The 16,543-nt window shown below is 41.1% G+C and carries 11 protein-coding genes, 1 tRNA gene, 3 rRNA genes and 3 pseudogenes; 3 read left to right on the forward strand and 15 right to left on the reverse strand.

From position 1 onward, the window contains the following. Positions 1–22: 22 nt before the first annotated feature. The 11 genes and pseudogenes from ArsFIN_RS18885 to ArsFIN_RS18935 all read right to left on the reverse strand — a co-directional run. Positions 23–739, reverse strand: a pseudogene (locus ArsFIN_RS18885) (IS3 family transposase); the annotation flags it as partial. Positions 740–827: 88 nt separating this feature from the next. Then, positions 828–1,586, reverse strand: a pseudogene (gene istB, locus ArsFIN_RS18890) (IS21-like element helper ATPase IstB). 56 nt (positions 1,587–1,642) lie between these two features. Next, positions 1,643–2,077: a DDE-type integrase/transposase/recombinase gene (locus tag ArsFIN_RS18895; RefSeq protein ID WP_135678120.1), complete on the reverse strand. Its 435-nt coding sequence runs from the start codon at positions 2,075–2,077 to the stop codon at positions 1,643–1,645. A 14-nt stretch (positions 2,078–2,091) separates the two neighbouring features. Beyond that, positions 2,092–3,251, reverse strand: a protein-coding gene (locus ArsFIN_RS18900; RefSeq protein WP_135678034.1) for an IS3 family transposase whose coding sequence is annotated in 2 segments (ribosomal slippage) — positions 2,092–2,972 and positions 2,972–3,251 — 1,161 coding nt in all. Because the reading frame shifts where the segments join, the coding sequence is not laid out codon by codon here. Positions 3,252–3,313: 62 nt separating this feature from the next. After that, the gene (gene istA, locus ArsFIN_RS18905; RefSeq protein ID WP_246067295.1) at positions 3,314–3,871 is read right to left on the reverse strand and encodes an IS21 family transposase; all 558 of its coding nucleotides are present in this window, start codon (positions 3,869–3,871) and stop codon (positions 3,314–3,316) included. A 114-nt stretch (positions 3,872–3,985) separates the two neighbouring features. Beyond that, positions 3,986–4,386: pseudogene (locus ArsFIN_RS18910) on the reverse strand (transposase); the annotation flags it as partial. Positions 4,387–4,440: 54 nt separating this feature from the next. Beyond that, a complete protein-coding gene (locus ArsFIN_RS18915; RefSeq protein WP_135678123.1) occupies positions 4,441–4,749 on the reverse strand; it encodes a hypothetical protein in 309 nt (102 codons plus the stop codon). 396 nt (positions 4,750–5,145) lie between these two features. Continuing rightward, positions 5,146–5,261 (reverse strand): 5S ribosomal RNA (gene rrf / locus ArsFIN_RS18920). Between the two features lie 189 nt (positions 5,262–5,450). Further along, positions 5,451–8,514: ribosomal RNA gene (locus ArsFIN_RS18925) — 23S ribosomal RNA — on the reverse strand. Positions 8,515–8,909: 395 nt separating this feature from the next. Further along, positions 8,910–8,982, reverse strand: a tRNA-Glu gene (locus ArsFIN_RS18930). 87 nt (positions 8,983–9,069) lie between these two features. Then, positions 9,070–10,586: ribosomal RNA gene (locus ArsFIN_RS18935) — 16S ribosomal RNA — on the reverse strand. Together the 16S, 23S and 5S rRNA genes with 1 tRNA gene alongside form the textbook arrangement of a ribosomal RNA operon. Before the next feature lie 610 nt (positions 10,587–11,196). Between ArsFIN_RS18935 and ArsFIN_RS18940 the strand changes: the two genes are divergently transcribed. After that, a complete protein-coding gene (locus ArsFIN_RS18940) occupies positions 11,197–11,727 on the forward strand; it encodes a gamma carbonic anhydrase family protein (RefSeq protein WP_026823145.1) in 531 nt (176 codons plus the stop codon). A 70-nt stretch (positions 11,728–11,797) separates the two neighbouring features. On the opposite strand, the gene aroE is transcribed toward ArsFIN_RS18940, so the two are convergent. The 4 genes from aroE to dprA are packed head-to-tail and all read right to left on the reverse strand — an operon-like array spanning position 11,798 to position 14,850. Beyond that, the gene (gene aroE, locus ArsFIN_RS18945; RefSeq protein WP_026823146.1) at positions 11,798–12,619 is read right to left on the reverse strand and encodes a shikimate dehydrogenase; all 822 of its coding nucleotides are present in this window, start codon (positions 12,617–12,619) and stop codon (positions 11,798–11,800) included. 5 nt (positions 12,620–12,624) lie between these two features. Next, positions 12,625–13,194: a Sua5/YciO/YrdC/YwlC family protein gene (locus ArsFIN_RS18950; protein ID WP_026823147.1), complete on the reverse strand. Its 570-nt coding sequence runs from the start codon at positions 13,192–13,194 to the stop codon at positions 12,625–12,627. A gap of 23 nt (positions 13,195–13,217) precedes the next feature. Further along, positions 13,218–13,766 carry a DNA topoisomerase family protein gene (locus ArsFIN_RS18955; protein ID WP_051297049.1) on the reverse strand — a complete coding sequence of 183 codons (549 nt, stop codon included), beginning with the start codon at positions 13,764–13,766 and terminating at the stop codon, positions 13,218–13,220. A gap of 10 nt (positions 13,767–13,776) precedes the next feature. After that, the gene (dprA, locus tag ArsFIN_RS18960) at positions 13,777–14,850 is read right to left on the reverse strand and encodes a DNA-processing protein DprA (protein WP_026823149.1); all 1,074 of its coding nucleotides are present in this window, start codon (positions 14,848–14,850) and stop codon (positions 13,777–13,779) included. Between the two features lie 125 nt (positions 14,851–14,975). On the opposite strand from dprA, the gene def reads away from it, so the two are divergent. Beyond that, a complete protein-coding gene (def, locus tag ArsFIN_RS18965; protein ID WP_026823150.1) occupies positions 14,976–15,491 on the forward strand; it encodes a peptide deformylase in 516 nt (171 codons plus the stop codon). Positions 15,492–15,523: 32 nt separating this feature from the next. After that, entirely contained in the window at positions 15,524–16,495 is a 972-nt protein-coding gene (gene fmt / locus ArsFIN_RS18970; RefSeq protein WP_026823151.1) for a methionyl-tRNA formyltransferase, read from the forward strand. Positions 16,496–16,543 lie beyond the last annotated feature (48 nt).

Here is a 16,543-nt window from a genome sequence, read left to right on the forward strand (position 1 = left end):
GTCAACAAATTCTGTAGAAGATCTAAGCGGCATTTTTTAGTTCATGATATTTTTGATGTGGCGTTAAATAACCAATCGTTGAATGGCGTCGATAATAATTGTAAAACTGAATATAATTTTCAACTTCACAGACAACAGATTGATGATTCATAAACGATAAACGGTTAAGTCTTTCTGTCTTTAAACTCCTAAAAAATCTTTCCATCACGGCATTATCGAGGCAATTACCTCGCCGACTCATGCTTTGAGTTATTTTCCGTTCAAAGAGGTGCGCCCTAAACTCCTCCGATGAATATTGGCAACCTTGATCTGAATGGAACATCAAACTTGTCGTATCCGGTAATTGCCGTTCAATTGCGTTATCTAAGGCTTCTTTCACTAATTTCGAATCCGGTTTTGTTGATAAGGCATAACCAATAATTTCTTTGGTGGCTAAATCCAACACACAGGCTAAATAGCTCCACCCATAGTGATGTCTAATATACGTGATATCCCCGACATAATAGTGATTATGCTGTTCAGGGGAAAATTGTCGTTTAAGCAAATTAGGGGCATATCGATGTTCGTTACCCGATGAGTGATAGTAGTGCTTTTTCGTTGGTCTAATTGCAACTAATTGATTTAATTTCATGATGTTCGATATTTTATAAGTGCCAATTTGGTGCCCTAAACCCTTTAACTCGGCTTGAATACGTCTTTTGCCATAAATTTGACCCGATGTATAAAAAATACGTTTGATTTCGCCACACAGTCTTTCATTGTCAACGATCACCGAAAACTGATCCACTTTTTATCTAAATCCGATCAATCAAAATTGATCCACTGTTTTACTCAGTTATTGCTCCTGAGCGCCGCTTATCTTTCAATCGGTAGCTTTCACCGCTTAATTGCAGTACATGCGAATGATGAAGTAAACGATCAAGCATAGCGGCAGTTAATGTTGCGTCATCAGCAAAAGCACTTGGCCATTGCCCAAATGATAGGTTACTCGTCAATATGACACTGCCATGCTCATAACGCTTGGCAATCACATTGAAAAACAGGTTTGCTTCTTCTCGCCCAAACGGCAGGTATCCAATTTCATCGATAATCAACAACTTCGGGGCCATCACCGAACGTGATAGATATTGTTTGAGCTTATTTTGTCGTTTGGCAGTTGAGAGTTGCAACATCAGTTCAGCTGCCGTGGTAAAGCGGGTTTTCTTCTTGGCCTGTACTGCTTTTAATCCTAACCCAATAGCTAAATGCGTTTTGCCTACACCGCTTGGGCCAAGCAACACGACATTTTAATTACGTTCAATAAACGTTAATGCGCTTAATTCCTGTATGTGTTGTTTGGGATCCCCGTTGCAAACTTAAAATCGAACGTATTAAGTTCTTTATGTGCTGGGAATCCTGCCATCCGACTCAAAAGATTACGAGTTCGTTCATCTCGTTGTTGTTGCTCACATTTTAACAGGGACAGTAAAACTCTCCGTAGCTTTTGTCTTGGGCAATGCATTTTCGGCAAGTGATGACCAATGAGTCGGAATAGAATTTAATTTCAATGACTCACACAGGTGTTCAATTTGTTCATGCAATAACATGTTCACCTCCCAGTAATGCTTCGTATACGCTGATTGAGTGTTGCAAACTGACAGATTCAAGGGCGGTACGATAGGATATTAAGCGTATTAGTCTGTGGGATAGATTGGCAAACCCTTGCTGGTAAGGGTAGAAGAGACTTAACTTCCTTAGCTAATCTATCTGCTGGCTTCTCTAACGTTGTTCCATGAATTCGCTGATGGGCAACGCGTTGTAACCATGGACCCACTTTTGCATTAGCTATTTCAATATCCAGTTCAAGATTATGAGCACGAAGGTCGGTGTTTAATGGCACGATAAAGCTGTTTTTTAAATAGTGGTTAAAGCGCTCTACTTTCCCTTTCGTTTTTGCCCTGTAGGGCTTGCAAGCCTTCAATTTAAACCCGTAATCTTTCGACATTTGAAGCATTTCGACATGTAATTTATGATCACCTTCTGCATAAGCATCCCGTTCGATGATGAGGGATTTTGCGTTATCTGTAATGGTCAACAAATTCTGTAGAAGATCTAAGCGGCATTTTTTAGTTCATGATATTTTTGATGTGGCGTTAAATAACCAATCGTTGAATGGCGTCGATAATAATTGTAAAACTGAATATAATTTTCAACTTCACAGACAACAGATTGATGATTCATAAACGATAAACGGTTAAGTCTTTCTGTCTTTAAACTCCTAAAAAATCTTTCCATCACGGCATTATCGAGGCAATTACCTCGCCGACTCATGCTTTGAGTTATTTTCCGTTCAAAGAGGTGCGCCCTAAACTCCTCCGATGAATATTGGCAACCTTGATCTGAATGGAACATCAAACTTGTCGTATCCGGTAATTGCCGTTCAATTGCGTTATCTAAGGCTTCTTTCACTAATTTCGAATCCGGTTTTGTTGATAAGGCATAACCAATAATTTCTTTGGTGGCTAAATCCAACACACAGGCTAAATAGCTCCACCCATAGTGATGTCTAATATACGTGATATCCCCGACATAATAGTGATTATGCTGTTCAGGGGAAAATTGTCGTTTAAGCAAATTAGGGGCATATCGATGTTCGTTACCCGATGAGTGATAGTAGTGCTTTTTCGTTGGTCTAATTGCAACTAATTGATTTAATTTCATGATGTTCGATATTTTATAAGTGCCAATTTGGTGCCCTAAACCCTTTAACTCGACTTGAATACGTCTTTTGCCATAAATTTGACCCGATGTATAAAAAATACGTTTGATTTCGCCACACAGTCTTTCATTTTCAACTGTCGGTATTTTCGTTTCATAATAAAAACTACTGCTGCTTACTTCAAAAAGATGGCATAACTCAGTGACCGTAAAATTGGGGTACATGATTTTCAGTTGCTTCACGATTTTGAGTTTTGATTGTCGAGGATGAAGTAAGCCGCGGCTTTTTTTAATATGTCATTATCCCTCTGAGCACGCTTAAGTTGAACTTCTAATTCTTGTATGCGCTGTTGCTCGGGTGTTAACGCTTTTGATTTTACAGGCGTATTCCCATTTAACTCGGCAAGATATTGTTGCTTCCATCGTGATACGGCAGATTTACCCGCACCGGATATTTTTTCAACTTGGATATTGCTATATCCACCTTCAACCATGAGTTTTGCATATTCCAGTTTTTGCTTTCCGCTAAAGGTTACTTTTACTTTTCGGGTCATATTTATACCTATAAGATTTTGCTTAATTATAAGCTATAAATCTCTACAGTTTTATTAGACCACTACATATCACACAATACTTCCTGTGGTACACCACCAAAGTAGTCGAAAGCTTCTCTTAAACCTTGCTGCCACGATTCTGCTCGTTCATTATCAAAGAACTTTACATAACTCGCACGCGAATAGCCTAGCGTTGCAACAAACGCTTTCAGCGATTTTTTACCTCGCCGGATGCTGGTGAAGTCGATTTGCATTTGTTGACCTGGCTGTGTTTCAAAACGGACGACTACTTCGGGAACAATGCTTGGTTTAAATTGACAAACAAATCGGCGTAATTGAGCAATACCACCTTGATAGCCGTTTTCAACTACCTCATCAAATAAGACTGTTGCAGGGATCCAATCAGGTTTAGCCAGTTCAATTCGCTGAAGCAAATAAGGTTTAAAGGGGGATAATTTAGTCGGTTGTTGACTTCTTTTAGCATAAGTTGGCATTGTCTGTTGTTGTAAATGATGTTTTACGGTGTTACGGGATATACCCAACTCACTGGCAATTTTTCGAAGGCTTTGTCCTTGTGCAAAGCGAACATGAATATCCACAAATATCTCCTTGGTTAACATAAATTATCCGTACAAAAATGTGCGAATAATACCAAGTGGATCAGTTTTAGATGATCGTTAGTGGATCAGTTTTGCATGATCGGTGACATCATTTTCAACTGTCGGTATTTTCGTTTCATAATAAAAACTACTGCTGCTTACTTCAAAAAGATGGCATAACTCAGTGACCGTAAAATTGGGGTACATGATTTTCAGTTGCTTCACGATTTTGAGTTTTGATTGTCGAGGATGAAGTAAGCCGCGGCTTTTTTTAATATGTCATTATCCCTCTGAGCACGCTTAAGTTGAACTTCTAATTCTTGTATGCGCTGTTGCTCGGGTGTTAACGCTTTTGATTTTACAGGCGTATTCCCATTTAACTCGGCAAGATATTGTTGCTTCCATCGTGATACGGCAGATTTACCCGCACCGGATATTTTTTCAACTTGGATATTGCTATATCCACCTTCAACCATGAGTTTTGCATATTCCAGTTTTTGCTTTCCGCTAAAGGTTACTTTTACTTTTCGGGTCATATTTATACCTATAAGATTTTGCTTAATTATAAGCTATAAATCTCTACAGTTTTATTAGACCACTACACGTTCTACCGGGCCGGTTATTTCGACTCGGCGATCAAGTAAATCCGCAGGAATACCTTGTATTTTCCAATCATCCTTCCTGATTGAAATAGTTTCCGTCATAAAATTAGGTAAAATACCTTGATCGATCTGACACTGGCGCTCAACCCTAGCATTGAGTAAAACATCACAATATTCAGCAAACTGCTCAACTAACGCTGTTAAAAAATCCACCGCGGCTGGTGTCAAAAGTTGCTTTTCTGGTGCGCCAAATGGTTGCAAAAAAGTTAATTCATTGATCGCTGCCTGCTGATCCATAGGAGTATCTCCTTTAATATAAGGTACACTTGCTAAAGACTATCTCAAAATCAGCAAAAATCAAAAACCCTTTCCATTTTCAAAAAAAACATCTATTTAATTGAAAATAAAGGATTTATTTTAAATATAATAACGATAATTAACTTAAGTTAAGGCAATAAAAATGTTGCATATTTATTATATAAATGTGCATTTAAGGGATTAAATGTAATATTACAAGCAGAAATAAGCGAAAAAACAGTTTAGCCTAGTTTTTTTAATTTTTTCTCGATTCATAGTAAATGAAAAAATTTACAAATAAAATTTTATAATAAAAAAACAAACTAAACCGTTTTACGATATAACGAGCCAAACGCAAAAAAGCCACCCTTAGGTGGCTTTCTTAACATAATTAAAGTCTGGCAGCTCCCTACTCTCACATGGGGAGACCCCACACTACCATCGGCGCTACGGCATTTCACTTCTGAGTTCGGCATGGGGTCAGGTGGGACCACCGCGCTATTGCCGCCAGACAAATTCTTTTTTACCTATCCCGTTTCAGTACGCTGCCATCTCGGCTAGCCTTTCGGCTCACTCGCCTACCTCAGTAGGTGCTCACCATCAACAGCGCCAGTTCACGCTCCTTCGCGTAATATCTCGTCAGGATAGACTCTTGAACAAGCTAAAATTCTTCTCTCTTCTCAAAACACCTTCGGTGTTGTCAGGTTAAGCCTCTCGGGTCATTAGTACTGGTTAGCTCAACGTATCGCTACGCTTACACACCCAGCCTATCTACGTCCTCGTCTCGAACACCCCTTATAGGACATTACTGTCAGGGAAGACTCATCTTGAGGCAAGTTTCCCGCTTAGATGCTTTCAGCGGTTATCTCTTCCGCACTTAGCTACCAGGCGATGCCATTGGCATGACAACCTGTACACCAGTGGTGCGTCCACTCCGGTCCTCTCGTACTAGGAGCAGCCCCCCTCAATCTTCCTTCGCCCACGACAGATAGGGACCGAACTGTCTCACGACGTTCTAAACCCAGCTCGCGTACCACTTTAAATGGCGAACAGCCATACCCTTGGGACCTACTTCAGCCCCAGGATGTGATGAGCCGACATCGAGGTGCCAAACACCGCCGTCGATATGAACTCTTGGGCGGTATCAGCCTGTTATCCCCGGAGTACCTTTTATCCGTTGAGCGATGGCCCTTCCATTCAGAACCACCGGATCACTAAGACCTACTTTCGTACCTGCTCGCGCCGTCACGCTCGCAGTCAAGCTGGCTTATGCCTTTGCACTAACCTCACGATGTCCGACCGTGATTAGCCAACCTTCGTGCTCCTCCGTTACACTTTGGGAGGAGACCGCCCCAGTCAAACTACCCACCAGACACTGTCCTCAGCCCGGATAACGGACCTAAGTTAGAACATCAAACATTAAAGGGTGGTATTTCAACGTTGGCTCCATGCGAACTGGCGTCCACACTTCTTAGCCTCCCACCTATCCTACACATCAAGGCTCAATGTTCAGTGTCAAGCTATAGTAAAGGTTCACGGGGTCTTTCCGTCTTGCCGCGGGTACACTGCATCTTCACAGCGAGTTCAATTTCACTGAGTCTCGGGTGGAGACAGCCTAGCCATCATTACGCCATTCGTGCAGGTCGGAACTTACCCGACAAGGAATTTCGCTACCTTAGGACCGTTATAGTTACGGCCGCCGTTTACTGGGGCTTCGATCAAGAGCTTCGCCTTACTGCTTACCCAATCAATTAACCTTCCAGCACCGGGCAGGCGTCACACCGTATACGTCCACTTTCGTGTTTGCACAGTGCTGTGTTTTTAATAAACAGTTGCTTGAGCCTATTCACTGCGACTCTTCAGGGCGTTAACCCTAACGAGCGTGCCTTCTCCCGAAGTTACGGCACTATTTTGCCTAGTTCCTTCACCCGAGTTCTCTCAAGCGCCTGAGTATTCTCTACCTAACCACCTGTGTCGGTTTGGGGTACGATTAAGGATTACCTATCGCTTAGCGGCTTTTCCTGGAAGCTGGGCATCAACTACTTCACCACCTTGGTGGCTCGTCATCACGCCTCAGTGTTATAGTCGTACGGATTTGCCTGCACGACCCACCTACACGCTTAAACCGGGACAACCGTCGCCCGGATAGCCTAGCCTTCTCCGTCCCCACTTCGCAGTAACCCTTAGTACGGGAATATTAACCCGTTTCCCATCGACTACGCTTTTCAGCCTCGCCTTAGGGGTCGACTTACCCTGCCCCGATTAACGTTGGACAGGAACCCTTGGTCTTTCGGCGAGCGGGTTTTTCACCCGCTTTATCGTTACTTATGTCAGCATTCGCACTTCTGATACCTCCAGCAGACCTCTCAGTCCACCTTCAACGGCTTACAGAACGCTCCCCTACCCAACAACATTGCTGTTGCTGCCGCAGCTTCGGTGCATGGTTTAGCCCCGTTACATCTTCCGCGCAGGCCGACTCGACCAGTGAGCTATTACGCTTTCTTTAAATGATGGCTGCTTCTAAGCCAACATCCTGGCTGTCTAAGCCTTCCCACTTCGTTTCCCACTTAACCATGACTTGGGGACCTTAGCTGGCGGTCTGGGTTGTTTCCCTCTTCACGACGGACGTTAGCACCCGCCGTGTGTCTCCCGTGATGACATTCTTCGGTATTCGGAGTTTGTCTGGGTTCGGTAAGTCGAGGATGACCCCCTAGCCGAAACAGTGCTCTACCCCGAATAATCATCACTTGAGGCTAGCCCTAAAGCTATTTCGGGAGAGAACCAGCTATCTCCCGGTTTGATTGGCCTTTCACCCGCCAGCCACAAGTCATCCGCTAATTTTTCAACATTAGTCGGTTCGGTCCTCCAGTTAGTGTTACCCAACCTTCAACCTGCCCATGGCTAGATCACCGGGTTTCGGGTCTATACCCTGCAACTTGACGCCCAGTTAAGACTCGGTTTCCCTACGGCTCCCACTATAGCTGGTTAACCTTGCTACAAATCATAAGTCGCTGACCCATTATACAAAAGGTACGCAGTCACCCCATCCTCAAATGTCCCGCTTGTCTTTGCGGCCAATCTTGCCCGCTTTTAACTTCCGCTGCTCGTGTACTTCTAGCTACACTGCGCTGCGGCTTGAAAACCGAACAACCTTGTTGGCAAAGCCTGCGCTGTTATTGTGATGGTATACCATCACCCAACTGCCGAGGCACTTGAGTGATGGGGCTCCCACTGCTTGTACGTACACGGTTTCAGGTTCTCTTTCACTCCCCCTCGCCGGGGTTCTTTTCGCCTTTCCCTCACGGTACTGGTTCACTATCGGTCAGTCAGGAGTATTTAGCCTTGGAGGATGGTCCCCCCTTATTCAGACAGGATAACACGTGTCCCGCCCTACTCTTCGAGCTCACGATACTAACACCTTCGGATACGGGGCTATCACCCTTTATGGCTGGCCTTTCCAGACCCTTCTCCTGATGCTAATATCGATGCTGACTCTGGGCTACTCCCCGTTCGCTCGCCGCTACTAGGGGAATCTCGGTTGATTTCTTTTCCTCGGGGTACTGAGATGTTTCAGTTCCCCCCGGTTCGCCTCGTTTGACTATGAATTCATCAAACGATAGTGCATTAATGCACTGGGTTTTCCCATTCGGACATCGCCGGCTATAACGCTTCATATCAGCTTACCGACGCTTTTCGCAGATTAGCACGTCCTTCATCGCCTCTGACTGCCTAGGCATCCACCGTGTACGCTTCATTCGCTTAACCTCACAACCCGAAGGTGTCTTTATTTCACTGTCGTTCTGATAGGTTATGGCTGCGCGTGCAGCAATTCTTTGTTGGGCAGTGCTCACCATGCTCACGTACTTTTTGTACGCTGCGCTGACTGCGCGCTGGCCGCCTCGAATTCCTGACTGCTCACTCATAACGCCTGCCTTCCTGACAGCGAATACACTTCGCGTTGGAGTTTTGAGAGTTCTCCACATTATTTTCTTAATAATGTGTGTTTCAATTTTAGCTTGTTCCAGATTGTTAAAGAGCATAATTGTTAAATCAACTCGTTGGATTGACTTAATCATTATTGAGTAAAGTGCACAGCCCGCTAGCCTGAGCTTCAAACACCACACCAAAATATTGATGCGCCGCCTTTCTCATCACTGAAGTGGCGTCCCTAGGGATTCGAACCCTGTTACCGCCGTGAAAGGGCGATGTCCTAGGCCTCTAGACGAAGGGGACTTCAAGGTCTTCAGTCAATCTTAAATTGGCTTTACGCTCGATTTCATCAGACAATCTGTGTGAACACTCACATTCCATCTATCTCGGTAAGGAGGTGATCCAACCGCAGGTTCCCCTACGGTTACCTTGTTACGACTTCACCCCAGTCATGAATCACAAAGTGGTAAGCGCCATCCCGAAGGTTAAGCTACCTACTTCTTTTGCACCCCACTCCCATGGTGTGACGGGCGGTGTGTACAAGGCCCGGGAACGTATTCACCGCGACATGCTGATCCGCGATTACTAGCGATTCCGACTTCATGGAGTCGAGTTGCAGACTCAATCCGGACTTCGACGTACTTTCTGAGTTCCGCTTCCCTCGCAGGCTCGCCTCTCTGTATACGCCATTGTAGCACGTGTGTAGCCCTACTCGTAAGGGCCATGATGACTTGACGTCATCCCCACCTTCCTCCGGTTTATCACCGGCAGTCTCCTTTGAGTTCCCGACCGTATCGCTGGCAAATAAAGGATAAGGGTTGCCTGTTGCGGGACTTAACCCAACATTTCACAACACGAGCTGACGACAGCCATGCAGCACCTGTCTCAAAGTTCCCAGGCACGCCTCTATCTCTAAAAGCTTCTCTGGATGTCAAGAGTAGGTAAGGTTCTTTCGCGTTGCATCGAATTAAACCACATGCTCCACCGCTTGTGGGCCCCCGTCAATTCATTTGAGTTTTAACCTGCGGCCGTATCCCAGGCGGTCGATTTAACGCGTTAGCTCCGGAGGCCAAGCAGTTCTTGACCACAACCTCCAAATCGACATCGTTTACAGCGTGGACTACCAGGGTATCTAACTCTGTTTGCTCCCCACGCTTTCGCACATGAGCGTCAGTCTTTGTCCAGGGGCCGCCTTCGCCACCGGTATTCCTCCACATCTCTACGCATTTCACCGCTACACATGGAATTCTACCCCCCTCTACAAGACTCTAGCTAACCAGTCTTGAATGCCATTCCCAGGTTAAGCCCGGGGATTTCACATCCAACTTAATTAACCGCCTGCGTGCCCTTTTACGCCCAGTAATCTGATTAACGCTCGCACCTCCGTATTACCAAGGCTGCTGGCACGGAGTTAGCCGGTGCTTCTTCTGTCGCTAACGTCAATTGCTGCTTATTAACACCTTCCTCACACTGAAAGTACTTTACAACCCGAAGGCCTTCTTCATACACGCGGCATGGCTGCATCAGGCTTGCGCCCATTGTGCAATATTCCCCACTGCTGCCTCCTGTAGGAGTCTGGGCCGTGTGTCTCAGTCCCAGTGTGGTTGATCATCCTCTCAGACCAGCTAGAGATCGTCGCCTAGGTGAGCCTTTTACCCCACCTACTAGCTAATCTCATATGGGTTCATCCGAAGGTGTGAGGCCAGAAGGTCCCCACTTTGCTCCTTAGAGATTATGCGGTATTAGCCACCGTTTCAGTGGTTATCCCTCGCCTTCGGCCAGATCCCATACCTACTACTCCGTCCGCCGCTCGCCGGCAAGAAAGCAGCTTTCTCCGCTGCCGCTCGACTTGCATGTTAGGCCTGCCGCCAGCGTTCAATCTGAGCCATGATCAAACTCTTCAATTAAAAGTTTGATGCTCAAAGAATGTTTTACTGGCCGTAACGCTTTTTTTGCCACTTTGTCGGCTTTTATCGCCTTCTCCGTCGGCTAAAATAACGTTACTGCTTATTAGTTCATATATGAATTAACTGTTTGTCACTCTTTAAGCACTTTAATCTTCAAATAGTTTTGATGATGTCTTGCGAGTGCCACACAGATTGTCTGATTAATTGTTAAAGAGCGTGCGACTGGAGTCGCGAGGGGGCGTATACTACGCTTTTCACCTGTAAAGTCAAGTAGTTATTTCTACTTTTCTTTACCCTGCGTCGCTAAAATCCACTTCAAGTGATTGGTTCTATACTGACTCAGTGGGGGCGCATTATAGGACGCCTAAAAATTTACTCAACTATTTTTTGTGTTTTTTTATTTATATGAACATTTTTTCGCCATAATGAATTAAAATTCTACAAATTTAGCTCGCTTTTGTAGTATCCATGCAATTTTTTGATTTAAAAAAATACAAAGATAGGCCTATATAATATTTGATTAAAAGAATGTTTAATAATATAAAATACAAATTTATCTATTCACTCTTTGATAACCAATTCAAATAGTTTAATTAGGATAAACATAGCAATGATTTCTAATATAAGACCTTATTTACACCTAAAACCCATTATTGGTAATAGTGTATTTATCGATCCAACTGCGGTGGTAATTGGTGATGTACACATTTCTGACAATGTAAGTGTTTGGCCACTAACTGTTATACGCGGTGATGTCAATTACATTTCTATTGGAGCAAGAACTAATATTCAAGATGGTTCAGTACTTCATGTTACACATGAAAATAAACTTAACCCCCAGGGATATCCTCTCATTATTGGAGAAGACGTTACCATAGGGCATAAAGTTATGTTGCATGGATGTACTATTGGTAACCGAATTTTAGTTGGTATGGGTTCAATTATTTTAGATGGCGCAAAAGTTGATGATGATGTCGTTATCGGTGCAGGTAGTTTAGTCACACAAGGTAAAAAATTAGAAAGTGGTTATTTATATATTGGCAGCCCTGTAAAACAAATTAGAAAATTAACATCTGAAGAGTTAAAAGGCTTAATCCTGTCTGCAGCAAATTATAACAATTGGAAAAATAATTATTTATAAGTTTATTATAAAAATACTATCCACAAATTTTACCTGATATCTTTATCATTTTTCCGTAAAAATAGACCAACTAATTTATATCAGTATTTTCTTTTAATCGCTGTAATACAGATGAAATATCAGGTAATTTACCATGCCATAATTTAAAAGCAAAAGCGGCCTGACCAACTAACATACCAATACCATCAGCATATTTTAATACCCCATAGTTTTTTGCTAATGTTAAAAATGGTGTTTCGTTTAATCGATAGAACATGTCATAACAAAAAACATTTTGCTTGAATATAGTAGGTGAAATAGTAGGAACTTCACCTACAACCCCAGAAGATGTCGCGTTGATAACTAAATCATACTCAGCAGAATCAATAGACTCCAACATCAATGAATTGATATGTCCTATAGCAGAAAATTGTTTTGCCAGTTCATCAGCTTTACTAAATGTTCGATTCGTAATCGTTATTCGACAGCCATAATTTAAAATAGGCGCTATAACACCACGTGCTGCACCACCAGCACCAATTACTAATATATGTCTTCCCTTTTCAATAAAGCGCAAACGCTCAAGATCTAAAATTAAGCCTATTCCATCGGTATTATCACCAAGTAATCTTTGATCATCTAACCTCTTGATAGTATTAACTGAACCACATATTTGAGCTTGTTCAGTTAATTCATCAACTTTATGGTAAGCTAACTCCTTAAAAGGTAAAGTAATATTTGCCCCCTTTCCTCCTCGAGAAAAAAAATCATCTAATTTTTCTTCAAATTTATTTAAAGGAACTAATACTTTTCCATAATCATATTTAATACCTGTTTGCTCAGCGAATAATTTATGAATAAGTGGTGATTTACTATGTACCACTGGATTTCCAAAGACGGCGAATTCTTCCATTCACATTAACCTTTTCGATACAAATGACCTGTTATTATATCTCGAATTTCAGAGGGATTTTTACGTCCCCCAACAGAACCGTCTAAAACGGATACTTGACCATTAAACTGGGCAATAACTTCTTCTTTTGTTCTGCATGGTGATAATCCATTTAAATTAGCACTAGTAGAAATCAAGGGTTTGCCATATAAAAAACAAAGCTTTTTAATTAACTCAAAATTTGTAATACGCACCGCAATTGAATCAAATTTTCCTGTTAACCATTTTGGTGTGTTTTTTCTAGCGGGTACTACCCAGGTGATAGATTTAGACCCTGTTGAAAGCATCATTTCTTTTTGTAAATTAGTTAATTTATTATCATCGATATAAGGTATTAGTTGTTCATAGTCTCCAGCTATTAAAATTAATCCTTTTTTCCATGAACGCTGTTTTAATAATAATAACTGTCGAACTGTTTTCTCATTATCAGGATCACATCCGAGGCCAAAAACAGCTTCTGTCGGATATGCGATAATTTTGCCTTCATTTAACGCTGCAATAATATTCCGAAAAGAAGGGGGTATTTCATCAAACATGCCAATTATTCCATAAACTTTTATTACTGTTGTCTATTACATAATTTATTTGCACAAAATATTTTCATATCTTGTGAAACCTTTTTTTCTATTAATAATGGATACTGACAAAAAGAACATTTACCAGAAATTGGTTTAGCATTAACCACAAATTGACACTTAGGATAACAATTACAACCATAAAATACTTTGCCAAAACGTGACGTTCTTTGCAGTAATTCGCCATCTTGACACTGTGGACATCCAATTAACGTTTCATCGGGTTTATCAATTAACTCTGTATGTTCACATTGAGGATAATGACTGCAACCAACAAACATACCGAAACGCCCTCGCTTCAACACCAAATTATGCCCACATTTGGGACAAAAATAATCCAATAATTCTTTAATTATTTGGCTGTCTGCTGCTTGTTTTAATGGCCGAATATAATCACATTTAGGATAATTAGAGCAAGCAACAAAAGGCCCATATCCCCCATTTCGAATAATAAGTTCACTATGACATTTAGGACAATACTCCTTATCTTCATTTGCCATTTTTCTAATAATAATTGGCTTTTGCATTCTCATCTCACTTTAATTACTCGACTCTAATATATCCACCAGACACAAAGATAACTTTACCCATTAATTCAAATTCCAATAATTGAGCAGATACCTCAATAACCGATAAGCCACTTCTTTCAGCAATTAAATCTATAGGCGTTGGTTCAAAATTAATATAACGCAATATATTGTTCATAGAATTATCGATATGTAGATTATCAGATAGGATTTTATTTTCTGGTAACCATTTTAGTCCACTGTTTAAATGTTCAATAATATCTTGCGGCGAAGAGGCTAAATAAGCCCCCTGTTGTATTAACCAGTGATTACCTTCATATAAGCTATTACCTAACGCACCAGGTAAAGCAAAAATATCTTTACCTTGTTCCAATGCACATTTAGCTGTTATTAATGAACCACTTTTTAATCCAGCCGCAATCACAATTACTGCTTTACTTAAGCCACTAATTATACGATTACGACGAGGAAAATTCTTGGCTAACGGAGGAGTATCTGGTAGATATTCTGATACTAACGCCCCTTTTTCCTTGATTTTATTGGCTAAACTAGTATGTTGGGTTGGGTATAATTTATTTAAACCACTACCTAATACAGCAAGGGTTATGCCATTATTCCTTAATGCAGTTTTATGGCTAATCCCATCTATACCTATTGCTAAACCACTGGTAATTGTAAATTTATGCATCACCAGTTCCTGACTAAATATTTGTGCCCATTTTTCACCATAGAAATCATTATAACGACTGCCTACCATCGCAATTTGAGTGGAAGAAAGCGCTTTCTCTTTACCAGCAACGAAGAGTATAATTGGTGGCGAATATATCTGTTTTAATAAATATGGATAATTGGGATCTGATAACGTAATGAGTTTATGCTCGCTTACATCTAGCCATTTCATTGCAGCATAAATGGCTTTTGAATTTGCATGAGTAAATTGTACACATTGATGGGGTGATAACCCACATGCTCGAAGAGAAGCGACTTTAACATTATTGATTTCAATGAGTTTCTCTACAATTGCAGTAATCTTAACAGTTGAAAGATGAGAAACCATCCTCATTCGTAGCCATATTTCCATTGGATCCATATACTTTCCAGACTTCATTGGCAATAAGTGTGTTTCATTTATAACCAATACTGTCAATCATAACGAGAAATGTCTAGAATAGGTATTAAATAACTTTCACTTTTTGGATATAGCTTTAAACATTTATGTCAGTATTAAATATATTACATTACCCAGATGAACGTCTTCGCAAAATTGCAGAACCGGTAAAAAAAGTTGATGCAGAAATACAACGTATCGTGAATGATATGTTTGAAACGATGTATGAAGAAGAAGGTATTGGTTTAGCCGCAACACAGGTTAATATTCATCAAAGAATTATTGTTATTGATGTTTCAGAATCTCGTAATGAAAGATTGGTACTTATAAATCCCGTTATCTTAGAAACATCTGGTGAAACGGGAATAGAAGAAGGTTGTCTTTCTGTACCGGAACAACGTGCATTCGTACCTCGTGCTAAATGGGTCAAAATTAAAGCCTTAGATGTCAATGGTAAAGAGTTTGAATTAGAAACAGATGATCTACTTGCTATCTGTATTCAACATGAAATAGACCATCTTAATGGCAAATTATTTATTGACTATCTTTCTGCATTAAAACGCCAACGCATTAGGCAAAAAATTGAAAAGCTTGAACGTCTAAAAGCTAAAACAAAGAAATGATATTTTTCATATTTTAATATAGGGATCTTTACGTGTCAGACTGTCTACGAATCATTTTTGCCGGCACCCCTGATTTTGCAGCACAACATTTAGCTGCATTACTCAGTTTCAAGGATAAGTACCAAATAGTTGGCGTTTTGACACAACCAGATAAACCAGCTGGAAGAGGGCGAAAACTCGCATCAAGCCCAGTAAAAATACTAGCCGAAAAAGCGAATATTGCTGTTTTCCAGCCAACAACACTAAAAACAGCAGAAAGTCAGCGCTGGATTGAAAATAAACATGCTGATGTTATGGTTGTCGTCGCTTATGGCCTAATTTTACCTGAAGTTGTATTAAATATGCTACCAATCGGTTGTTTGAATGTTCATGGATCACTACTACCTCGCTGGAGAGGTGCAGCGCCAATTCAACGCTCAATTTGGGCTGGTGATAAAGAAACCGGTATTACAATTATGCAAATGGATAGTGGTCTAGATACCGGGGATATGCTCTATAAAGTAAGTTGCCCCATTGAACTAAAAGATACCAGCGCAACACTGTATCAAAAACTTGCAAAAATTGGCCCTACTGCACTCTTACATACTCTTGATTTAGTAGCATCAGCTCAAGCAAAACCAGAAAAGCAAAATAATACATTTGCTACCTATGCTGAAAAATTGAGTAAAGATGAAGCATTAATTGATTGGACACTTTCGGCTGAACAAATTGAACGATGTATCCGGGCATTTAATCCTTGGCCAGTAAGTTATTTTATTTTTGCAGATAACCCCATTAAAGTATGGTATGCCGAAGTCATTTATCATCAGATTGACTCATCACCAGGAACAATTTTAAGTGCCGATAAAACAGGAATTAAGGTGGCAACCGGGAAAGGTATTTTAAACATTTTAAAAATACAACCGGCCGGTAAAAAGATCATGTTAGTTTGTGATTTTCTAAACTCTCGCCACGGATTGTTTATTCCTGGCACAATAATAAATTCACCATTGCAACAAAATTAAAAAATAAATTTCTTGCTTGCATTTATAATTAGTAGGTAATTATATTCA

The organism is Arsenophonus nasoniae (assembly GCF_004768525.1).
In the GTDB taxonomy this organism is placed as follows: Bacteria; Pseudomonadota; Gammaproteobacteria; order Enterobacterales; family Enterobacteriaceae; genus Arsenophonus; species Arsenophonus nasoniae.